Annotated in this window: 17 protein-coding genes and 1 pseudogene; 8 read left to right on the forward strand and 10 right to left on the reverse strand. The window is 32.4% G+C overall.

Translation table 11 applies throughout. The features are described from left to right. Positions 1-90: 90 nt before the first annotated feature. On the forward strand, positions 91-693 hold the full coding sequence (rpsD, locus tag ML436_08425; GenBank protein ID UMT77223.1) for a 30S ribosomal protein S4: 603 nt from the start codon (positions 91-93) through the stop codon (positions 691-693). A 203-nt stretch (positions 694-896) separates the two neighbouring features. Here rpsD and ML436_08430 read toward each other — a convergent pair whose 3' ends face one another. After that, positions 897-1,640, reverse strand: coding sequence for a glycerophosphodiester phosphodiesterase (locus tag ML436_08430; protein UMT77224.1), 744 nt, complete (start codon positions 1,638-1,640; stop codon positions 897-899). A 79-nt stretch (positions 1,641-1,719) separates the two neighbouring features. Between ML436_08430 and ML436_08435 the strand changes: the two genes are divergently transcribed. The 3 genes from ML436_08435 to serA all read left to right on the forward strand — a co-directional run bounded on the left by ML436_08435 (position 1,720) and on the right by serA (position 5,026). Further along, complete coding sequence (locus ML436_08435; protein UMT77225.1) at positions 1,720-2,166, forward strand: SACOL1771 family peroxiredoxin; 447 nt, start codon at positions 1,720-1,722, stop codon at positions 2,164-2,166. Between the two features lie 114 nt (positions 2,167-2,280). Next, a complete protein-coding gene (locus ML436_08440; protein UMT77226.1) occupies positions 2,281-3,441 on the forward strand; it encodes an alanine--glyoxylate aminotransferase family protein in 1,161 nt (386 codons plus the stop codon). After that, on the forward strand, positions 3,428-5,026 hold the full coding sequence (gene serA, locus ML436_08445; GenBank protein UMT77227.1) for a phosphoglycerate dehydrogenase: 1,599 nt from the start codon (positions 3,428-3,430) through the stop codon (positions 5,024-5,026). The genes ML436_08440 and serA overlap by 14 nt, the downstream gene beginning before the upstream one ends. A gap of 200 nt (positions 5,027-5,226) precedes the next feature. Here serA and ML436_08450 read toward each other — a convergent pair whose 3' ends face one another. From ML436_08450 to ML436_08460, 3 genes are all read right to left on the reverse strand, one after another. Continuing rightward, the gene (locus tag ML436_08450; protein UMT77228.1) at positions 5,227-6,357 is read right to left on the reverse strand and encodes an HAD hydrolase-like protein; all 1,131 of its coding nucleotides are present in this window, start codon (positions 6,355-6,357) and stop codon (positions 5,227-5,229) included. A gap of 102 nt (positions 6,358-6,459) precedes the next feature. After that, positions 6,460-7,926: an N-acetylglucosamine-specific PTS transporter subunit IIBC gene (nagE, locus tag ML436_08455; protein ID UMT77229.1), complete on the reverse strand. Its 1,467-nt coding sequence runs from the start codon at positions 7,924-7,926 to the stop codon at positions 6,460-6,462. A 120-nt stretch (positions 7,927-8,046) separates the two neighbouring features. Further along, positions 8,047-8,664 carry a 1-acyl-sn-glycerol-3-phosphate acyltransferase gene (locus tag ML436_08460; GenBank protein UMT77230.1) on the reverse strand — a complete coding sequence of 206 codons (618 nt, stop codon included), beginning with the start codon at positions 8,662-8,664 and terminating at the stop codon, positions 8,047-8,049. A 171-nt stretch (positions 8,665-8,835) separates the two neighbouring features. Here ML436_08460 and ML436_08465 point away from each other — a divergent pair, with 171 nt between their 5' ends. Further along, positions 8,836-10,110, forward strand: a complete 1,275-nt coding sequence (locus ML436_08465; GenBank protein UMT77231.1) for a S1C family serine protease — start codon at positions 8,836-8,838, stop codon at positions 10,108-10,110. A gap of 130 nt (positions 10,111-10,240) precedes the next feature. On the opposite strand, the gene tyrS is transcribed toward ML436_08465, so the two are convergent. Continuing rightward, positions 10,241-11,503: a tyrosine--tRNA ligase gene (tyrS, locus tag ML436_08470; GenBank protein UMT77232.1), complete on the reverse strand. Its 1,263-nt coding sequence runs from the start codon at positions 11,501-11,503 to the stop codon at positions 10,241-10,243. A gap of 389 nt (positions 11,504-11,892) precedes the next feature. Between tyrS and ML436_08475 the strand changes: the two genes are divergently transcribed. Beyond that, on the forward strand, positions 11,893-12,798 hold the full coding sequence (locus ML436_08475) for a penicillin-binding protein (protein ID UMT77233.1): 906 nt from the start codon (positions 11,893-11,895) through the stop codon (positions 12,796-12,798). Positions 12,799-13,010: 212 nt separating this feature from the next. Here ML436_08475 and harA read toward each other — a convergent pair whose 3' ends face one another. The 3 genes from harA to acsA form a co-directional block, all read right to left on the reverse strand. Next, complete coding sequence (harA, locus tag ML436_08480; GenBank protein ID UMT77234.1) at positions 13,011-15,773, reverse strand: haptoglobin-binding heme uptake protein HarA; 2,763 nt, start codon at positions 15,771-15,773, stop codon at positions 13,011-13,013. Between the two features lie 298 nt (positions 15,774-16,071). Then, positions 16,072-17,739 carry a formate--tetrahydrofolate ligase gene (locus tag ML436_08485; protein UMT77235.1) on the reverse strand — a complete coding sequence of 556 codons (1,668 nt, stop codon included), beginning with the start codon at positions 17,737-17,739 and terminating at the stop codon, positions 16,072-16,074. Between the two features lie 442 nt (positions 17,740-18,181). Continuing rightward, a complete protein-coding gene (gene acsA / locus ML436_08490) occupies positions 18,182-19,888 on the reverse strand; it encodes an acetate--CoA ligase (protein UMT77236.1) in 1,707 nt (568 codons plus the stop codon). Positions 19,889-20,056: 168 nt separating this feature from the next. On the opposite strand from acsA, the gene ML436_08495 reads away from it, so the two are divergent. Beyond that, on the forward strand, positions 20,057-20,689 hold the full coding sequence (locus ML436_08495) for an N-acetyltransferase (GenBank protein ID UMT77237.1): 633 nt from the start codon (positions 20,057-20,059) through the stop codon (positions 20,687-20,689). 24 nt (positions 20,690-20,713) lie between these two features. Then, entirely contained in the window at positions 20,714-21,883 is a 1,170-nt protein-coding gene (locus ML436_08500; GenBank protein UMT77238.1) for an acetoin utilization protein AcuC, read from the forward strand. A gap of 79 nt (positions 21,884-21,962) precedes the next feature. Here the strand turns inward: ML436_08500 and ccpA are convergent, their stop codons facing one another. Beyond that, positions 21,963-22,952, reverse strand: a complete 990-nt coding sequence (ccpA, locus tag ML436_08505; protein ID UMT77239.1) for a catabolite control protein A — start codon at positions 22,950-22,952, stop codon at positions 21,963-21,965. A 119-nt stretch (positions 22,953-23,071) separates the two neighbouring features. Beyond that, positions 23,072-23,137, reverse strand: a pseudogene (locus tag ML436_08510) (hypothetical protein). Between the last annotated feature and the right edge of the window lie 258 nt (positions 23,138-23,395).

Here is a 23,395-nt window from a genome sequence, read left to right on the forward strand (position 1 = left end):
GACACATAAAACAATATATCTTAGTAAGCATGCAACACTCTTTTTTGTTTATTCATAACAACAAAAAAGAATTAAAGGAGGAGTCTTATTATGGCTCGATTCAGAGGTTCAAACTGGAAAAAATCTCGTCGTTTAGGTATCTCTTTAAGTGGTACTGGTAAAGAATTAGAAAAACGTCCTTACGCACCAGGACAACATGGTCCAAACCAACGTAAAAAATTATCAGAATATGGTTTACAATTACGTGAAAAACAAAAATTACGTTACTTATATGGAATGACTGAAAGACAATTCCGTAACACATTTGACATCGCTGGTAAAAAATTCGGTGTACATGGTGAAAACTTCATGATCTTATTAGCAAGTCGTTTAGACGCTGTTGTATATGCATTAGGTTTAGCTCGTACTCGTCGTCAAGCACGTCAATTAGTTAACCACGGTCATATCTTAGTAGATGGTAAACGTGTTGATATCCCATCTTATTCTGTTAAACCTGGTCAAACAATTTCAGTTCGTGAAAAATCTCAAAAATTAAACATCATCGTTGAATCAGTTGAAATTAATAATTTCGTACCTGAATACTTAAACTTTGATGCAGATAGCTTAACTGGTACTTTCGTACGTTTACCAGAACGTAGCGAATTACCTGCTGAAATCAATGAACAATTAATCGTTGAGTACTACTCAAGATAATATCATTCTTTTCAAACACCCACGATTGTGGGTGTTTTTTTGTATTGCTAAATATTATTTAGAAGATTATACGAACGCTTCGATTATTACATGTTATCTGAATTGCACCTAGCCTATTTATCAGATTATCTATAGCATGACATCATAAATAATCTACTGTGATATATAAACGTTTTATTGTCCAAGCAACTCATCACATGTATTCACTTAATAAATAATTCTGGTTCATCAGTGATTAAACCATCAACATCCATTTGTATTAATTTTTCTCCAGTTTTCAATTTATTAACAGTGTATGGCATAACTTGTAATTGATAACGATGAGCTTCATCAATAAACTTTCTTGTCACTAAAGCATAGTTAGGATTTACATAACTAGCAACTTGTGCAATTCTTTCAAAATTTGGTTTTCTATACCAATATTTGCGTTTACTACATAGTACGCCTAAATCATACTTACATCTCATCTCTTTTAACTTTTCAATGCATTCGATATCAAAAGATTGAATAACTACTTGTGTAACATCGACTTTCTTCTCTTCCAAAAATGCCAGCAATTTGCGTTCAATTCCTGGATATAAATTAGGCTTCTTTAATTCAATCAATAGCTTTTTATGAAACTTTAAGCATAATGAAAGCACTTCATCTAATGTGGGTATTCGTTCTCCCTTAAAAACAACATCTTTATAACTACCAAAATCAAATGATTTCAATTGCGATAATGTGTAATCCGCAATGCGTCCTTTACCATCTGAAGTTCGATCAATTGTATCATCATGTATCACAACAAAATGTTGATCTTTTGTTAAATGAACATCTATTTCTAACATATCAACATCCAGTTCCATGACCTGTCGATAACCAGTCATTGTATTTTCAGGAAATGCACTCGGCAATCCACGATGCGCAACAATTTGTAATCCATCTTTCAGTTTATTCGGAGCCATTGATAAGTCACCTTTCTGTTAAACTTTGATAAACTATTCTAAAATTAAACTATCACATTTATATTGGAGGTTAAAGAAATTGCATCAACATGACTTTAAAGTCCAAACATCTTGGCAAGGCGGACGTAACGATGTAGGAAAAGTAACAGGCGACATACTTTCAGAGAACATTTCAATCCCCGCTTCATTAGGTGGTGTTGGTATCGGAACGAATCCCGATGAAATGTTAGTATCAGCCGCTTCATCATGTTATATTATCTCATTAGCAGCCACTCTTGAACGTGCAAAGTTCACAGACATTTCAATTGAACAACAATCGATTGGAACAGCTTGTTTAAATAATGGAAAATTCAGTATGACAAAAATTGTGCACCATCCTCACATTCAAATTTCAAGTGACCAAATAGCGCAATTAGAAAAGCGATTACCAAAATTGATAACAATTGCGGATAATAATTGTATGATTTCAAATGCTGTAAGAAATAACATAGATATAAAAATTTATCCCATCATACAAGCCAAATAAAATCGTTAAGTGATAACAATTGTTCAACAATATAACGTTATCACTTTTTTTGGGCTTTTAAATTTTCAGAAAATTTGCTAAAATAGTGAAATCTTATTTATAGGAGGCATATAAATGTATTATCATCAACCGTTGTTATTAACACCTGGCCCTACTCCTGTTCCGGATGCCATTATGAAAGAAATTCAAGCACCCATGGTTGGTCATCGTGCAAAAGATTTTGAAGATATTGCACAACAAGCATATCAAGGATTAAAACCTATTTTTGGAAGTCAAAATGATGTACTAATATTAACATCAAGTGGTACAAGCGTATTGGAAGCAAGTATGTTAAATATTGTAAATCCTGATGACCATTTCGTAGTAATTGTATCTGGTGCATTTGGTAATCGTTTCAAGCAAATTGCACAAACCTACTTTAAAAATGTACATATTTATGACGTCACTTGGGGAGAAGCTGTAAACGTCGAGGACTTCATCAATTATTTATCTACATTAAACGTTGATATTAAGGCAGTATTTTCTCAATATTGTGAGACATCTACGACAGTACTGCATCCTATTCATAAATTAGGTAACGCAATACATGCATTCAATAAAAATATTTATTTTGTCGTCGATGGTGTAAGCTGCATCGGTGCAGTCGATGTTGACATTACTAAAGATAAAATTGATGTATTAGTTTCCGGAAGCCAAAAAGCAATTATGTTACCTCCTGGATTAGCTTTTGTCGCATATAGTCATCGTGCAAAAGAAAGATTTAAAGAAGTAACAACACCAAGATTTTACTTAGATTTAAATAAATATATTTCATCACAAGCAGATAATTCTACACCTTTCACACCAAATGTTTCATTATTTAGAGGCGTTAATGCTTATGTAGAAACTGTTAAGTCAGAAGGATTTAACCATGTCATCGCTCGTCATTATGCAATTAGAAATGCTTTAAGAAATGCATTAAAGGCATTAGATTTAACTTTATTAGTCAATGATAACGATGCATCTCCTACGGTTACAGCATTCAAACCGAACACAAATGATGAAGTGAAAGTTATAAAAGATGAACTTAAAAATCGTTTTAAAATCACAATCGCAGGCGGACAAGGCCATCTCAAAGGAGAAATTTTAAGAATTGGTCATATGGGAAAAATTAGTCCATTTGATATTTTAACTGTTGTATCTGCCTTAGAAATTATCCTTACAGAATATCGTAAAGTTAATTATATTGGCAAAGGTATTACAAAATATATGGAGGTCATTCATGATGCAATTTAACGTACTCGTCGCAGACCCAATTTCTAATGATGGTATTAAATCGTTGTTAGATCACGAACAATTTAATGTAGATATTAAAACTGGATTATCTGAAGAAGCATTGATTGAAATTATACCAACTTATCACGCTTTAATCGTTCGCAGTCAAACAACTGTTACCGAAAGTATTATACAAGCGGCTGACTCTTTAAAAGTAATAGCTCGTGCTGGTGTTGGTGTAGATAATATTAATATTGATGCAGCGACATTAAAAGGTATATTAGTTATCAATGCGCCTGATGGTAATACGATATCAGCAACCGAACACTCCTTAGCTATGTTATTAGCTATGGCTCGTAATATCCCACAAGCTCATCAATCGCTAACAAATAAAGAATGGAACCGCAATGCTTTTAAAGGTACTGAACTGTATCATAAAACATTAGGAGTTATTGGAGCTGGTCGAATTGGTTTAGGTGTAGCGAAACGCGCACAAAGTTTTGGTATGAAGATTTTAGCATTTGACCCATATTTAACTGATGAAAAAGCTAAATCCTTAAATATTACTAAGGCAACAGTTGACGAAATAGCTCAACAATCTGATTTCATTACTTTACATACACCATTAACACCTAAGACAAAAGGTTTAATTAATGCCGAATTCTTTGCAAAAGCTAAGCCGAATTTACAAATTATCAATGTAGCACGCGGAGGAATCATAGATGAAACAGCATTGATCACCGCTTTAGATGAAGGTCAAATTAGCCGTGCAGCTATCGATGTCTTCGAACATGAGCCTGCAACAGAGTCTCCACTTGTTGAACATGAAAAAATCATTGTCACACCACATTTGGGTGCATCAACAGTAGAAGCTCAAGAAAAAGTAGCAATTTCTGTTTCAAATGAAATTATAGAAATATTAATTGATGGTACTGTAACACATGCTGTAAATGCACCAAAAATGGATTTAAGTAGTATAGATGATACTGTTAAGTCGTTTATTAATTTAAGCCAAACAGTTGGCGAACTAGCTATTCAACTTATGCATAATGCACCTAGTTCAATTAAAATTACTTATGGCGGTGATTTAGCTTCCATCGACAGTAGTTTATTAACACGTACGATTGTTACACATATTTTAAAAGATGATTTAGGTCCTGAAGTCAATATTATCAACGCTTTAATGCTATTAAATCAACAACAAGTTACATTAAATATTGAAAACAATAAATCTGAAACTGGTTTTAGCAACTACTTAGAAGTAGAACTTTCGAACGACACAGATTCTGTTAAAGTAGGTGCTTCTGTATTTACTGGGTTCGGACCAAGAATCGTTCGTATTAATAATTTCTCTGTTGATTTAAAACCAAATCAACATCAAATCGTGTCTTATCATAACGATACACCTGGTATGGTTGGAAAAACTGGTGCATTATTAGGTAAATATAATATTAATATTGCTTCTATGACTCTTGGTCGTACTGAAGCTGGTGGCGACGCACTAATGATTTTATCTGTTGATCAACCTGTATCAAATGAAATTATAAAAGAACTTAAACAAGTTGGAGAATATAACCAAATCTTTACAACTGAACTAACAGTATAAATATAAATCTTTGTCCCAAATTAAAATGCCAAGAATATATGGAACTGATGTACATCTCCTAAAGTTAGAATTTTAGTCCAACCTTTGGAGTTAAGTACAACACCATCCATAACTTCTTGGCATATTTTTTATATACAAATCTTCATCTTAAAAATGAGTCAATACATCATTTTCAAATTCAATTTTCAATATAGAAAATGTTACATATCTATCAGTACACTTTTTATTTCTCCCAAATGATTAATGATATAGTCTGCATCATGTGATTTCAACTCTTCGGCTGCGTCCTTCCCTTTCAAACCAGTTAATGTACCAATAAATGTTGCGCCTATTTTTTGAGCACTTAATAAATCAGCTAATGAATCTCCTACAATAAACACATCAGATTTATTTACAATGTTATCTTGATTATTGATATATGATTCATATTTATCTTGTTCATTACCATATAAAGCTGCAATATAACTGAAAGGATTTGGCTTACCTAATGGCCGCTCATGAATAAACATATTTTCCGCTTCTAATACGTCACTTGCTGTTGCAATATGATTTGCTTTAAAATACTTTAACAACCCTAAACTTTCAAATGGTACAACAGTTTCAGTATATGGTCGACCAGTAGCAATGCCTAGTTCATATCCAGCTTCTTTTAAATCATTTAATAGTGATTTTATTTCTTCTACTGGTCTCAATATAATCTCTTGATAAATATAACCTGTTTTAAATGTTGTTCGAGCAGTTTTCTTTTCAACTTCTTCAAATAACTTCGATCCTAAATACCACTCTTGATACACTTCTTGAGCTAACGTCCACAATTCACCCTTTAAACTGAACATTGATGCATCAGAAATTTGTAGCTGTGATTTTGCAAAATTTTCCAAAGCTGCATAAATATTGTTTTTACCATCTTTAACTTGATTTAAAAAACTTAAAGGCAACTCCTCATTTAAAATAAATGGTTCTTTTAACTGCACTTTAATTTTTGGTAATTTTAACTCTACTGGTTCATTAAAATACAAAAATGATGTTACATCTTCATGTGGTAATTGTTTTAAAACATCTATTAAGTGTATACTAAAAACAATAAATAACATATCCCAATTCGAGTTCAATCCTAGTGATTTTAACTTATTTAAAACTTTGTCATCCTGAAATACATTCTTTCTAATTTCTTGAATGTTATTATCATTTATAGTCTCCCAATCTATATGTGAATGAAGTCCCAAAAATTGTTTATCCATTAAAAGTTCATAAACAGTTAATGCAGAGACATCAAAGCAACGTTCTTCACTTAAAAAGACGCCATCTACATCAAATAAAATTTTTTTCATAATCCCCACTCCATTTCTGAAAATTCAGATATAAATCATTCTACTATTTGGTTAAAAAAAGCGCAAACCCCATTTGAAACAGGATCTGCACTTATTTCAATTTTATAAATGTTTTTCAATTTCATCCGCAATTTGTTGCACGTGCGTACCTATAATTACTTGTGTTGAATGTTGTCCATTCAATGTCACACCAACTGCTCCGGCATTTTTAATCTTCTGCTGATCAACTATTGATGTATCATTTAACTCTAATCGCAACCTTGTAGCACAATTCGTTAAACTAATGATATTTTCTTTGCCACCTAAACCTTCAAGTATTTGAACAGCATGATGATGATATTTACTTTGTTTAATATCATTTTCACCTGGCGCAATGTTATCTTTTACAACCGTTGGATCAACTAATTCATTTTCACCTCTACCAATCGTATTCAAGTTAAATAATTGGATTACTACACGGAAAATCACATAGTATAAGATGAAGAATATAACGCCTTGAACAAGCAACATCAACGGATGATTGGATATAGGATTAATCAAAGATAACACATAATCTATTAAACCTGCACTAAATGAAAATCCAGCTGTCCAATGGAAACTTGCTGCAATAAAAAGTGATAATCCAGTTAATAATGCATGTACAACATACAGAATTGGTGCAACAAACATAAACGCAAACTCAATCGGTTCTGTCACACCTACGAAGAATGCCGCAACTGAACTCGCAAGGAACCATCCATAAACTTGTTTTTTCTGTGTTGTCTTAGCTGTATGGTACATTGCTAATGCCGCTGCAGGAATACCAAACATCATAATTGGGAAGAAGCCTGCTTGATAGCGTCCTGTAATACCTTTTATAGCATCTTTGCCACTTTGGAATTTACCAATATCATTAATACCAATCGTATCAAACCAGAACACACTATTGAGCGCATGATGTAATCCTGTAGGAATTAATAATCTGTTAGCAACACCATATATGAAAGCACCAAATGATCCTAAACCAACGATTGACTCACCAAACTTCACAATCCATGTGTATAGTATTGGCCATAAAAATAATAAAATGACAACTAAAAATGTACAGAAAAAAGCTGTCATAATTGGTACTAAACGTTTACCACTAAAAAATGAAAGTGCTAATGGTAATTCTGTTTCACTAAACTTATTGTATGTATATGCTGCTATTAAACCAATCACAATACCTACAAACACATTACCATTATTCATTTTTTCAAATGCTGAATTTATTTCCGATGCCTTCATCCCTAATAATGGGGCTAATTTCATTGGTGATAATACAACTGTCACTAAAAAATAACCTAGAGTAGCCGCAAGTGCCACGGCACCATCATTTTTCTTCGCCATTCCAATAGCTACACCAATAGCAAACAAAATACCTAGTTGCTCTAAAATTGTAGTACCTACAATTGTAAAAAACATAGCTATTTTTGGCGTCACATGTAGTGCATTTAATGTATTACCAATCCCAGCAATAATTGCAGCAGCTGGTAAAATGGCAACTGGTAACATTAATGAACGTCCTAAATTTTGGAAAAATTTATACATTGATTGTCATTCCTTTTAAATAAGGTAGAAATATAAAGATTACTAATCTATTGAGAATAACTAAATCAATGCTCAATTATCTAGATATACTAACCAGCTATATTCCTACCTCAAGTTATTTTATAAACTTTTTACAATTTCATGCAATTCTTCTTGTAACCTTGCTGTTTGCGTTTCAATTTCTTTTGTAATGTAATCAATACGCTCATTTCTCTTCAAATCTTTTGGTAAATCGTTAATATCAATTGGTTTACCTATATTTATGTAAGCTTGTCCCGTTAAAAGACCATGGATTTTTGTCGGTCCAACATAAGCAACCGGTAATATTGGTGATTTACTTAACATCGCAATTGTGGATGCACCACGTTTAAGAGGTGCGCCTTCTTGTGAAGTACGTGAACCTGTTGGGAAAATACCAACTGTTTTGTGTTCTTTCAACAAATTGATTGGTCGTTTTAAAGTACTCGGACCTGGATTTTCACGATCAACAGGAAAAGCATTTAAAGAAGTTAAAAATTTACCTATCCATTTATTTTTAAACAATTCCTTTTTAGCCATATAATGGATTTGATTCGGATATAATGCCATTCCAAGCATGATTACTTCATTGTAACTTTCGTGTGTACATGTTACGACATACTTGCTATCTTTTGGAATATTATCCTTACCGATTACGTATAATGATTTTGACATTTTCACTAAAATAAAGTTCAAAATCTTACTAATCACTGAATACATTGTGCCACCTACTTAACTTATTTGTTTATAACAACTAGATTTTATCACTATATTTTTACTAGAACAAGACAGTCTGAAAATACATCTAAAGTTGTATAGTGAATTACTAGCTTTAATTGTAAAAAACAGACATAATTAAACTATATATAAATTATATAATGGAGGTTAAGTATGTCAGAATTTAATCAATCAGATCATAGTACAACAAATCATAATCAATCACCTAGATACAGAAAACCAAAATTTCCATGGTTTAGAACAGTTATCATTGCATTAGTTGCTGGAATTATTGGTGCACTTCTTGTTCTTGGTATAGGAAAGGTTTTAAGCAGTACTATTTTAAATAAAGATGGTTCAACAGTACAGACTACCAACACTAAAGGAGGCAATCAATTAGACAGTCAAAGCAAAAAATTCGGTTCCGTTCACGATATGATAAAATCTGTCTCTCCTGCAATTGTTGGTGTTATAAATATGCAGAAAGCTTCAAGTGTCGATGACTTATTAAAAGGAAAATCATCAAAACCATCTGAAGCGGGTGTGGGTTCGGGCGTTATTTATCAAATAAATAACAATTCAGCTTATATTGTGACAAATAATCATGTTATCGATGGCGCAAGTGAAATTAAAGTCCAATTACATAATAAAAAACAAGTTAAAGCGAAATTAGTAGGTAAAGATGCCGTAACTGATATTGCAGTTCTTAAAATTGAAAATACAAAAGGTATTAAAGCGATTCAGTTTGCTAATTCTTCAAAAGTACAAACTGGGGACAGCGTATTCGCAATGGGTAACCCTCTTGGATTACAATTTGCTAACTCAGTAACATCAGGTATTATTTCTGCAAGTGAACGTACAATTGATGCTGAAACAACTGGCGGAAATACGAAAGTCAGTGTTTTACAAACAGATGCTGCCATCAACCCTGGTAACTCTGGCGGTGCCTTAGTAGATATAAATGGTAATTTAGTTGGTATTAATTCAATGAAAATTGCTGCTACTCAAGTAGAAGGTATTGGATTTGCAATTCCAAGTAATGAAGTTAAAGTAACAATTGAACAACTTGTAAAGCATGGCAAAATCGACCGACCTTCTATTGGCATTGGATTAATTAACTTAAAAGATATTCCTGAAGAAGATCGTGAAAAACTTCATACAGATAGAGAAGATGGCATTTACGTCGCAAAAGCAGATCGTGATATTGACCTTAAAAAAGGTGATATCATTACAGAAATTGATGGTAAAAAAATTAAAGACGACGTTGATTTAAGAAGCTATTTATATGAAAATAAAAAGCCTGGTGAGTCAGTAACAGTAACTGTTATCAGAGATGGAAAGTCTAAAGAAGTTAAAGTGAAATTAAAACAACAAAAAGAACAACCAAAACGTCAAAGTCGTACTGAACGTCAATTACCTGGCCAAGGCGATAGCGATTTCTTTAAATAAACTAATAAACATAAAATATATGAAGAGCCTACTCATTCACATTCTATAAGCATGTAATGAGCAGGCTCTTTTCTTTTGTCCAAACAATGATTAATAATTGTTAAATTTCTTGTTCTTCAATATGTTCGATTTATTGATAGTTAACCATAAAGTATTTCTTTTTACCGCGACGAATAATTGTAAATTCACTATCAATTTTATCGTCAGATGTTAATTCATAATTAACGTCTTGTTGTCTTTCACCGTTAATATAAATCGCACCATTATTAACATCTTCACGCGCTTGACGTTTTGATGGCGAAACACCAGTTTCAATCAGTACATCAATGATATTAGTTGTGCCATTTGATAATGTCACCTGAGGCACATCTTTAAACCCATCTTTTAATTCTTTTGCTGATAAAGATTTTAAATCACCACTGAATAATGCTTGAGAAATACGAATTGCATCATTTAAAGCATCTTCTCCATGAATAAATTTAGTCACTTCTTCAGCTAATGTTTTTTGAGCTTCACGCAAATGCGGCGCTTCATTTTTAGATTGTTCTAAACGATTAATTTCTTCTTTTTCTAAAAATGTAAAGTATTTTAAGAACTTAATAACATCCTCATCTGATTGGTTAATCCAGAATTGATAGAATTCATATGGACTTGTTTTGTCTGCATCTAACCAAACGGCACCTGACTCTGACTTACCGAATTTCTTACCATCTGATTTAGTTACGAGCGGAATTGTTAAACCATATGCCTCTGTTTGACCATACATACGACGCATTAATTCAATACCACTCGTGATATTACCCCATTGATCTGATCCACCAACTTGAATTTTACAATTTAATTCTCTATTTAAATGACCAAAATCGATTGCTTGTAAAATTGTATATGTGAACTCAGTATAAGAGATACCATGTTCTAAACGACTTTGAATAGAATCTTTACCCAGCATATAGTTAACACCAACATGCTTCCCGTAATCACGTAAAAAACTAATTAATGAAATTTGACCTAGCCAGTCCCTATTATTAACAAGAACTGCACCTTGATCTGTACCAAATTCAAATATATTATGCATTTGCTTACTAATGCCTTCAATATTTTTATCAACTTGATCTTCTGTTTGTAATACGCGTTCCTCTGATTTACCAGAAGGATCACCAATCATACCTGTACCACCACCAATTAAAACTATCGGACGATGACCATGCTCTTGGAAACGTCGTAAAGTTAAAAATGGTAATAAATGACCGATATGTAAACTATCAGCAGTTGGATCTGCTCCACAGTACAATGTGACTTGTTCTTTATTTAATAAATCTTCAATGCCCTTTTCATCTGTTTGTTGATAAATAAGTCCTCTCCATTTTAAATCTTCAATTAACGCATTTGCCATTATGTTTCCTCCTATTTTATAGTGAAATTTTGATTTCTTTTTAAAATGCTTAAAAATTTTCTAAATAAAAAAACACCCCTACACTATTATTATGTAAGGGCGCTTTTGCACGTTACCACCAAACTTAAACATTCTTCTTTTCATAAGAAAAATATCCACTCTATTAATGATACGTCCATTAACAAACGTAGGATGTTTCATTTATCAAGGTGTATTCATATTATAAAAAGCACTAGTTCACAGCAACCACTAGCTCTCTGTTGATTTTAAATAATATTACTTGTCCTTTAATCCTATTCTTTATGCATTTTCCCTAATTATAATTAACGTTAAAATAAAAGTCAAATTGCTTAAATATGGTATACTATACGTAATTTAGGAGGTTAAAGATGACAAATCAAGACAACAATCATCAATTGAATCATCGTATGTATCAATTTGAAAAGATATATAAAACGATTAAACACATCATCGTGATTATATTTATGATTATCATTGCCATCCTAGCTGTAGCTGTGATTGCGATGTCTTTCTATTTTCATCATTTAACTAAAATGTCTGATTCTATTTCAGATGAGGATTTAATCAAAAAAGTACGAAAAATTCCTGGCGATGAATTATTAGATCACACAAACAAAAATTTATTATCTGAGTATAACCATTCTCAAAACTCATTAATTATTGGACCTAAGACATCAAGTCCTAATATTATTAAAGCATTAACATCATCAGAAGATACATTATTTTATAAGCACGATGGTATCCTACCTAAAGCAATAATTAGAGCAATGATTCAAGATGTTTTTAAAACTGATCAAAGTTCAGGTGGTAGCACGATTACCCAACAACTTGTAAAAAACCAAGTGCTTTCAAATGAAAAGACTTATAGTCGTAAAGCAAATGAACTTAGATTGTCAATTAGACTTGAGCAGCTATTATCAAAAGATGAGATTATTTATACTTACTTAAATATCGTTCCATTTGGGAGAGATTATAATGGTGCTAATATAACAGGTATTGCATCTGCATCTTATAGTTTATTTGGGATTCCACCAAAAAATTTATCGATTGCACAATCTGCCTACATTATTGGCTTGTTGCAAAGCCCTTATGTTTATACACCATATGAAAAGGATGGAACTTTGAAAACAGATAAAGATTTAAAATACAGTATTCAGAGACAACATTATGTCTTAAAACGTATGTTAATCGAAAATCAAATCACTAAAAAAGAATATGACGACGCATTAAAATATGATATTAAGTCACATTTATTAAATCGAAAAAAGCATTAAATGATTAACGATTTATCACAATAAAAATACCATACATTCTCAATATTAAACTAAAAAACAGCAGTCAGGTGATTTTCAAATCGAAAATCTCTCACTGCTGTTCTTTATTATCGACACTTCAACAGAAATTCAATAAGCCTATCAATCGTTTATAACTTTATTGATTTCACATTATCTATTAAGTTAATGAAGTATACTTTATATTGATCTAATTATTTTGATTCTTTTCTAGATTTAGGAATGAATAAAGCTAACATTCCTAATAGTGCATAAAAGCCCCACCATGATTGGCTTGAAGTTGTTTCTCCTGTTTTTGGTAGCATTTTAGGTTGACTATGTTTGTTATCTTTCGATGATGCGCCAGTCTTATTATTTGATTTCATTGGTTTATCTACATTTTTGTGAACCTTACTTGTCATATATTCAGTTGATTTGTTGTTAGCAACTTTATCAACACTAATTATGCTATCTTTCATTGCGTCAATCTTTGCATCTTTTCCAGTATTATTATCTGCAACATGAGCAAGTTTCATGACTTTGCTATCTTTATGATCCGCATTTTTATCAGTATTGCTATTCGATGTCATGCCAACACTATTCTCAACATCTTTATTTACGCTACTATTAGTGTCTTTAACAATTTGATCTTCCATTTCTTTGAGATCATATTTATCGAAGTGATTTTTATTCTCCATATTTGATGAATTATCAACACCATGCTGTCCATCTTTGTTAACACTACTATCAGCACCTTTGACGATGTCAGACTCAGCTTCTATAACATCTGCATTATCAGTTTTTGCATCCTTTGGACTTGTTGTAGTGCTATTATTTGTAGCTGTATTCGTTGCAGTCACCTTATCTTCTTGTGCTGATTGTCCATTTTGAGGTTCATTCGAGTTATTTTCAGATGTGTCATCATCATTTGTCTTGATATCTCGATTAATAATTCTTACGTGGTATTGTCCTTCATAACCAATGTTTGCCACTACTACTTTAACAATCGCATTGTAAACTGCTTTACCAGGTACATATGGGAAAATTAACGTTCTAGAATTTTTAGATGTGTCTTTAGAAACAGTAACAACACGTTTACCTTCAACAATTAAATCTTTCCAATAACTGTCATCTTTTGTTTTCATTACTACATATTTTTGACCATTTAAAGTTGCAGTATAAAATGGATGTTCAACAAAGCCATCCATAACAGACTCATTATTTTCTTCGCTTTCAAAAACAACAAAATTTGCTTCCTGAATATCTGTTAATTGATCGTTTGTAGGTTTTACATTTTCAAATTCTGTTATTGCTGATTTAACTTGATTATCTAATTCAACCTTAGTTTCATCTAGTTTCTTTTTATATTCTTGTTTATATTTTTCCGGTAATTTTTCTTGTAGTTTTTCTAACTCATATACTTGTCTCTCTAGAGTCTTAGCTTTATGATATGGCGCTAACATTTTTTGTAAATTATAGTTTTCTTCATCTGTATAGTCGTTCGGATTATTTGTAATGGGTTGTGAAAATACCATTAAAGTGTAATCATAATCTTCATGGAAGTTCTCACCATATTCAATAGATGACACGATTTTAACTTCTCTCGTACCAACAGAAACTGGGAAACGAATATAGGCATAATCTTTGTCAGAGTCATATGACACTAATTCTACTGGTAACTTTTTATCACCTTCATAAATTTCAAATTTCTTCCATGTTGAAGCTGTTTTTAATCCTAATTCAATTTCAGGTTGTGTTTCAGTAAAAATGACTTTTGCAGGTTCTACAGTACTAGCATAGTGATAAAACTGTCTTTCACCTTTATCATTTTTCATTTGGAAATCAATTGGGCGCCAATTATCTGCTGTATGCTCTTTATCTATAATAGCTGGATTTTTAATTGCGTCTTGAAGTGATTCATCAGCTGGTGGATATTGTTTATTATCATTTGATGGATTATCTGATGCTACTGTTTGTTTATTTGTTTCTGAATGGTTATCTGTCGATACCTCACTAGTTCCATTTGCATTTTCATTTGTCTTATGACCTTCTTGGTTAGATGGTTTATCTGTAACCGATGATTCCTCTGGTTGTACAGGATTACTTGAGTTCGTTGTTGAATCAGTCGGTGTTGGTTGACTAGCATTTGTTGTTGGCTGAGGTTGATTCTGAGAATTATTACTAGATGCTTCGTTTTGACTAGCAGTATTAGTGTTTGTTCCATTATTTGTTTGATTCTCAGTTGGTTGTGAATCATCTGTATCATCAATTACAAGTGATGGATCATTGTAAATAGGTTTAGCAAATAATAATTTTGTGTAATCATAATTGGTTTCATCTTGATCATCAATTTGTGTCGAAGATACTATTTTAAGCTCTTGAGTACCATCTGTAACTGGAAAACGAATAAATGCATGATCTTCTGGTTCAGGACTATACGATACAAGCTTTACAGGAAGTTTTTTATTATTTTCATATACTTCAAACTTTTTCCAAGTCGAAGCTGTATTAATATCCAATTCAACTTCGGCTTTCTTTTTAGTGTAATAAACATCTGCTGGATTTTTTATACTGAAAAAGTGATAATATTGCGTTTCGTTATTTTCATCTAATAACTGAAAATTAACTTGTTCCTTTGGACCTATATCATGTTCTTTGTTTACAATAGCTGGATTTTTAATTGCTTCTTTAAGAGATTGATCTGGTGCCGGATATGTATTTGAAGTGTTTGCCGCTTGGTTAGCAGATTGATTTTGGTTTGAGCTTCCTTGTGGTTGTGTGGCATCATTTGAAGGTTTTGAATCACCCGCATTATTTTGTTTTTCAACTACATTATCTTTAGGACTAGCATTTTCTGCTGCTTGCGCATGATTGTGAGAAGTAACTATAAACAGCGTACTCACAATGACTGAAGCGACGCCTAAAGTTGACTTTCTAATAGAATAATTTGACCTTAATTTGGATTGATGTTTGTTCATGATGTATACAGCTCCTATAATTCAAATTGAATGAGAATAATTATCAATATCAATTATTCATGTTTATTTTAACTTATGCTAAATAAATTTTGCAACGCTTTTTATAAAATTTATTTTTTATTTTTAAGGCGTTAATCAAACAGCCATTTAATTATCTGATTCCTACATTGCATTTCATACTGTACCGACTTTTAAAAACAACTTTTACCAGTCAATACAAAAATAAATCGGACAGATAAAAAAGTAAATGACTTTTTCATCTGCCCGACTTAAATCAAAATATATATTGAATTTAAAATTAGAACAATCCTATTGCATGTCCATCATCAGTAACATCCATATTTAATGCTGCTGGCTTTTTAGGTAAACCAGGCATTGTCATAATTGCACCTGTTAATGCTACGATAAATCCTGCACCAGTTTTAGCTTCTAGTTCACGAATTGTAATTTCAAATCCAGATGGTGCACCTAATAATGTTTGATCATCAGAGAATGAATATTGAGTTTTAGCCATACAAATTGGATAATTATCCCAACCATTTTCTTTAAATTGTTTTAATTGTTTTTGTGCTTTGCTACTAAACGTAACTTTAGATCCACCATAAATCTCGGTTACAATTTTTTCGATTTTTTCCTCTAAAGGCATTTCTAATTCATATAACGGTTTAAATGAATTTGGTTGGTCAATGACTTCTAAAACTTCATTAGCTAAGTCAACGCCACCTTTACCACCTTTTTCCCAAACCTCTGTTAACGCAATACGTACGTTATTTTCTTTAGCCCAAGATTTTACATATTCAACTTCTGCATCTGTATCATGTATAAACGCATTAATAGCAACAACTGGTTCAACACCGAATTTTTTAATATTGTTAACATGACGTTCCAAGTTAACAATGCCAGACTTAACTGCATCTACATTTTCTTCTTTTAAGTTATCTTTTGCGACGCCACCATGCATTTTTAATGCATGAATTGTAGCAACAACAACTACTGCTGCTGGATCAAATCCAGCCTCACGCGCTTTAATATCCATAAATTTCTCTGCACCTAAATCTGAACCAAAACCAGCTTCCGTTACAACGATATCGGCTAAATCGCGAGCCGTTTCAGTAGCTAAGATAGAATTACAACCATGTGCAATATTTGCGAATGGACCACCGTGCACTAAAGCAGGCGTACCCTCTATTGATTGAACTAAATTTGGTTTAATTGCATCTTTTAAAATCATCGCAAGTGCACCTTGTACTTTTAAATCTGCAACTGTGACTGGCTTGCGATCTCTAGTGTATCCAATTGTGATACGACTAATTTTATCTTTTAAATCTTTAATATTTCTACTTAAGCATAATATTGCCATTATTTCTGAAGCAACTGTGATATTAAAACCATCTTCTCGAGGAACACCATTCGTTGGTCCACCTAATCCAACATTAACATGTCTTAGAGCACGATCGTTCATATCAAGTACGCGTTTCCATTCAATTCGTCTTTGATCAATGCCTAATTCATTACCTTGATGAATATGGTTATCTATAAACGCAGACAAGGCGTTATTAGCTGTTGTTATTGCATGGAAATCTCCATTGAAATGTAAGTTGATATCTTCCATAGGCAAGACTTGCGCATAACCACCACCTGTAGCCCCACCTTTAATACCAAACGTTGGTCCTAAAGCAGGTTCACGTAATGCCACCATAACGTTTTTCTTCAATTCATGAAATGCATCCGCTAAACCGACTGTAACTGTTGATTTACCTTCACCTGCTGGTGTTGGGCTCATTGCAGTTACTAAAACAACTTTCCCTTTGTTTTCTTTTGGCGTAATTTTATTAATGTCGATTTTAGCTTTGTAATGACCATAAGGTTCTAATGCATCTTCTGAAATGCCAACGGAAGCAGCAATATCCTTAATTGGTTGTAATGTTGATTGATTCGCAATATCTAAATCTGATAAATGAGTCAACTTTTTTCGCCCCTTTTTGTTTGTTTGTTAATTGCAATATAAATATGTAAGTTGTAGCTAAGAAATTTTACTTACATTCATATAATAACGAACTGTTAAAAACTTGTCGACTATATTGGGTTAGCGCTTTCATTTTTGCAATTAATTAAATCGTTAAAGTTTTTCTTTATGCAACACTTTGCATTTAATGAAATTGCTAACAATACTTTTGAATTATCGAAAATCCAGACTTTCAAATCAACAATAAAAAAGCAATACAAAATAGATACACATAATTATTGTATATGCGTGAAAAATTTTCATTAACAAATATTTTCTCAAATTTAGCACATACTATCATAATACGTAATCACTTTATATTGCTCATAAATTGCTATATTTTTTAACTTTTATAATTAGTCATCAAAATTCACCTATATTTCGGAGATTCTTATACTTAATTTTATTCCATAGTGCTTAGGTCACCGGCATCTAAATCTAACTCCCATGCTTTTAAAACTCGTCTCATAATTTTACCAGAGCGTGTCTTTGGTAATTTATCTTTAAATTCAATTTCACGTGGAGCTGCATGTGCAGACAAACCCTCTTTAACAAATAATCGAATTTCCTCTTTTAATTCATCTGTGGGCTCATAACCTTTTCTAAGCGCTACAAACGCCTTAATTATTTCACCACGTACAGGGTCAGGTTTACCAATAATACCTGCTTCTGCTACAGCTTCATGTTCAACTAATTTTGATTCTACTTCAAATGGTCCAACACGTTCACCTGCAGTCATGATTACATCATCTACACGACCTTGGAACCAAAAATAGCCATCCTCATCTTTATAAGCTGAATCTCCAGACACATACCAATCTCCAATAAAATAAGAATTATATTTTTCAGGATTTTTCCAAATACGATGCATCATAGATGGCCAACCTTTTTTTATTGCGAGATTACCCATTCGATTAGGTGGCAATTCATTGCCTGCATCATCAATTATAGCCGCTTCAATGCCAGGTAATGGCTTTCCCATTGACCCAAGTTTGACATCCATTGTTTGATAATTAACAATCATATGGCCACCTGTTTCAGTCATCCACCAAGTATCTAGTACTGTTAAACCATAAACATTTTTAGCCCATTTAATAACTTCAGGGTTTAATGGTTCTCCAACAGATAAGATAGCACGTAAAGATGACAAGTCGTATTTATTAACGATATCATCACCTGCACTCATTAACATTCTTAATGCTGTTGGCGCAGTATACCAAATTGTCACTTTAAAATCTTCAATCATGCTATACCATTGTTCTGGTGAAAAACGACCACCTGCAATACAATTGGTAGCACCATTTAACCATGGCGCAAAAATACCATATGACGTTCCGGTAACCCATCCAGGATCAGCAGTACACCAATATACATCGTCTTCTTGTAAATCCAATACATATTTACCTGAAATATAATGCAACAACATCGCTTGTTGTACATGTAAAACACCTTTAGGTTGTCCAGTTGATCCTGATGTATAATGTAAAATCAATCCATCATCTGGTTTCAACCACTCTATGTCGAAGTCGTCACTTTCAGTTTTCATTAAAGTATTAAAATCTATGTAACCTTCTTCGACATCATCATCAACAACAACAATCTTTTCTAAGTGTGGTAATTTTTCTTGTGGCACTCGTGATAATAATGATTTGTTCGTTATTAATACTTTTGCTTCACTATTTTCTAATCTATCTACAACCGCTTTCTCCATAAAAGCTTCAAATAATGGACCAACGATGGCACCGATTTTTAAAACACCTAAAAGTGCAAAATATAGTTCAGGTGTACGTGACATGAATATAAACACTCTGTCACCTTTTTCAACACTCGCATGTTTAGATAAAACATTGGCAGCTTTATTTGATAAACACTGCATCTCCTTATACGAATAAGATTCTTTTCTATATTCATCTTTATAATTTAATGCAATTTTATCCCCTAATCCTTGTTCAACATGACGATCAATACACTCATATGCCATATTCATTTTTCCAGTTTCATTCCAAGAAAATGCACGTTCCACGTCTTGCCAGTTAAAGTTGTTGTACGTCTCCTCATAATTTTTAAGATTATGAGTTCCTTGATTTCCTTTGTATACTTCGACTTTCATTTGAAACTCCCCCTTCGTTTTGTGAAAACGCTTTCTTTCTCAATATTATACATAACATTTCTAATTATTCAAAATTTTTACTTTTATACTTTTACTAGTGTTAATTATTGTAAATTTTCTTTATAATGAATTTAATACAACTATGATGCCTAGTGAGGAGTTGAAATTATGAATCATGTAAAGACGTACCAATCCGAACGATATCATATTAATGACAAAGAATTTGTAATTGAAGGTCCTATGTCTTACGATGATTTGAAAGCGCTTACTTTCGATGCGCATTTAACAGCTTTTAGAGATCCAGAAGATCAATTTGAAGCATTGCTTGAAATAACAACTTTAAATGAAGGTAGAATTTACATTGTGCGTCTAGATCAATTAATTGTTGGCTATGTCACATATCATTATCCTGATGAAATTGAAAGATGGTCTACCGGAAACCTACCATATTTAATTGAACTTGGAGCAATCGAAGTGAGCTTAAACTTCAGACAATTACAATTAGCTGAAAAACTCATTCAACTTAGTCTATCTGCCCCAGAATTTGATGATTATATAGTAATTACAACGGAATATTATTGGCATTGGGATTTGAAGAATTCGAAATTAGATGTTTTTGAATATAAAAAAGTTATGCAACGTTTAATGGCAACGGGTGGACTTGAAATTTTTGCTACGGATGATCCAGAAATCACTAGTCATCCAGCTAATTGTCTAATGGCAAGAATCGGCAAACACATTACTATAGAACAGCAGCAAGCGTTTGATGATATTCGTTATATGAATCGTTTTTTCTTTTAATTTTTAGAATATCGGAGGGATTATATGCAAAAAAAATCAACTAAAACTGCATATGTTTATTCAGATAAATTACTACAATATCGCTTTCATGATCAACATCCCTTCAATCAAATGCGTTTAAAATTAACGACTGAATTACTATTGGATGCAAATTTATTAAACCCAGAACAAATCATACAACCTCGAATCGCAACTGATGACGAACTAATGTTAGTGCACAAATACGATTACGTCGAGGCTATTAAACATGCATCACATGGAATTATAAGTGAAGATGAAGCCAAAAAATATGGTCTAAATGATGAAGAAAATGGTCAATTTAAACATATGCATCGTCATAGCGCAACAATTGTTGGAGGTGCTTTAACGCTAGCAGATATTATCATGTCAGGAGAAGTACTAAACGGTTGTCACTTAGGTGGTGGTTTGCATCATGCACAACCTGGTCGAGCAAGTGGATTTTGTATCTATAATGATATAGCGGTCACAGCAAAATATCTTGCCACTAAATATCAACAGCGTGTCTTAGTTATTGATACCGATGCCCATCATGGTGATGGAACACAATGGAGTTTTTACGCAGATAATCACATAGCAACTTATTCTATACATGAAACTGGAAAATTTTTATTTCCTGGATCTGGTCATTATACTGAACGTGGTGAAGATATTGGCTATGGGCATTCAATTAATGTTCCCCTCGAACCATACACTGAAGACGCTTCATTTATAGAATGCTTTAAAATGACAGTTGAACCTGTAGTTAAAGCATTCAAACCAGATATTATTTTAGGTGTCAATGGTGTCGATATACATTATCGTGATCCACTAACACATTTAAATTGTACGCTACAATCATTGTATGAAATACCTTATTTTGTCAAAAAATTAGCTGATCAATATACAAATGGAAAAGTTATCATGTTCGGTGGTGGTGGCTATAATATTTGGCGCGTAGTTCCACGAGCATGGAGTCATGTATTTTTGAGTTTGATTGACCAACCTATTCAAAGTGGATATTTACCTTTAGATTGGATTAATAAATGGAAACATTATTCTTCTGAATTATTACCTAAAAGATGGGAAGATCGTTTAAACGACTATACTTATATACCTAGAACTAAAGAAATCAGTGAGAAAAATAAAAAATTAGCCATGCATATTGCCAGTTGGTATGATTCAATGCAACCATAGTACACAACTTAATATACAAAGAAAAAAGGCATTCATCCGACAATTGAGATTGTTTGATGAATGCCTAGTTTATGTTAAATTATTTTGTTGTTCCACGATATTCAATTCTATGAGGTAAAACAACATTTGGTTCTTCTATCTTTTCATCGTTCATATATTTTGTCAATAAGCGCATCCCTACAGCGCCAATATCATATAACGGTTGAATTACACTAGAAAGTTGTGGTCTTACCATTTCAACTAAACGCGTATTGTTGAAACTAATGATTTGTAAATCTTCAGGAACTTTCACACCTGCATCCATTGCACTGTGCATAATTCCTATGGCTTCTTCGTCACTGATACATAAGATAGCATCTGGAAGATTCCCTTTCATTTTAGCGAATGCTTTTACACCTTCTTTATAACTTTCAGCACCCGTACAATTCAACGCATCACCTAATTGCAGACCATTTTTATCTAAAACTTCAGTCAAACCAACTAATACATCTTCCTGAGCTTTTTTAGAATGCTCTCCACCTACTAATGCAAAAGATTTTGCACCTTCATCAATTAAGTGTTTCGTGATTTCTTTAGCTGCTTCGGTAAAATCAATATTTACAGACGCAATATGAGCATCTTTACCATTTGTACCAGATACAACTACCGGTACAGATGATTGATTAATTAATTCTTTCATTTCTTCAGTAATAGTCCCACCAAGGAAAATAATACCATCAACTTGTTTGCTTAATAAGTTGTTAAATATTTCTTTTTCTTTTTCAGGATCATTATCAGAGTTTGAAATAATTGAGTGGTATTTGTACATTGTTGCAATATCTTCTAATCCACGTGCTAATTGTGAATAGTAAATATTCGAAATATCTGGGATAATTACCCCTACAGTTGTAGTCTTCTTGCTTGCTAAACCTCTAGCAACAGCATTTGGACGATAATTTAATCGCTTAATGACTTCATTAACTTTATTTTTAGTTTCTGCTTTAACATTTTGGTTCCCATTAACAACACGTGACACAGTGGCCATTGAAACACGTGCTTCTCTTGCTACATCGTATATAGTAACTGTCATAATTTCCTCCTTGTAAACGTTTTATCCATTATAATAACATGCTTTCATACCATTTTCATAGTTTACCATATTTTAATTTACAGTAACATATTTTTGTTTGAAAAATCCCACGAAAATCATGATATAAAAAGTAATGCCAAATGATAATAGACGATATATTTTAATTTTATATAAACTTTTTTCATTTTTAATTGTAATATTTTGAGAAAGCCTTTTCAAACACCATTTACATTTGTTGAAAAATGTTCACATTATAGAAACAATTATACATATTACATTACGCGATGAATGATGATGCCAATCATGATTATAATATTCTGAGAGCGTAGACTTTGGTGAAATTGCTACATTTAAAAATTTCGTTTAGGATTCAAGTGTCATATGCTTGAATAAAAAACAATAGCCACCCTAAGACATACTTCTCTTAGAATGACTATTAATTT

Origin of the sequence: Staphylococcus roterodami (assembly GCA_022493055.1) — a bacterium.
Lineage (GTDB): Bacteria > Bacillota > Bacilli > Staphylococcales > Staphylococcaceae > Staphylococcus > Staphylococcus singaporensis.

Coding starts and splice junctions, on each gene's coding strand:
- rpsD (UMT77223.1), top strand. CDS start 91: ATGGCTCGATTCAGAGGTTCAAACTGGAAAAAATCTCGTCGTTTAGGT.
- ML436_08430 (UMT77224.1), bottom strand. CDS start 1,640: ATGGCTCCGAATAAACTGAAAGATGGATTACAAATTGTTGCGCATCGT.
- ML436_08440 (UMT77226.1), top strand. CDS start 2,281: ATGTATTATCATCAACCGTTGTTATTAACACCTGGCCCTACTCCTGTT.
- serA (UMT77227.1), top strand. CDS start 3,428: ATGATGCAATTTAACGTACTCGTCGCAGACCCAATTTCTAATGATGGT.
- ML436_08450 (UMT77228.1), bottom strand. CDS start 6,357: ATGAAAAAAATTTTATTTGATGTAGATGGCGTCTTTTTAAGTGAAGAA.
- nagE (UMT77229.1), bottom strand. CDS start 7,926: ATGTATAAATTTTTCCAAAATTTAGGACGTTCATTAATGTTACCAGTT.
- ML436_08460 (UMT77230.1), bottom strand. CDS start 8,664: ATGTATTCAGTGATTAGTAAGATTTTGAACTTTATTTTAGTGAAAATG.
- ML436_08465 (UMT77231.1), top strand. CDS start 8,836: ATGTCAGAATTTAATCAATCAGATCATAGTACAACAAATCATAATCAA.
- tyrS (UMT77232.1), bottom strand. CDS start 11,503: ATGGCAAATGCGTTAATTGAAGATTTAAAATGGAGAGGACTTATTTAT.
- ML436_08475 (UMT77233.1), top strand. CDS start 11,893: ATGACAAATCAAGACAACAATCATCAATTGAATCATCGTATGTATCAA.
- harA (UMT77234.1), bottom strand. CDS start 15,773: ATGAACAAACATCAATCCAAATTAAGGTCAAATTATTCTATTAGAAAG.
- acsA (UMT77236.1), bottom strand. CDS start 19,888: ATGAAAGTCGAAGTATACAAAGGAAATCAAGGAACTCATAATCTTAAA.
- ML436_08495 (UMT77237.1), top strand. CDS start 20,057: ATGAATCATGTAAAGACGTACCAATCCGAACGATATCATATTAATGAC.
- ML436_08500 (UMT77238.1), top strand. CDS start 20,714: ATGCAAAAAAAATCAACTAAAACTGCATATGTTTATTCAGATAAATTA.
- ccpA (UMT77239.1), bottom strand. CDS start 22,952: ATGACAGTTACTATATACGATGTAGCAAGAGAAGCACGTGTTTCAATG.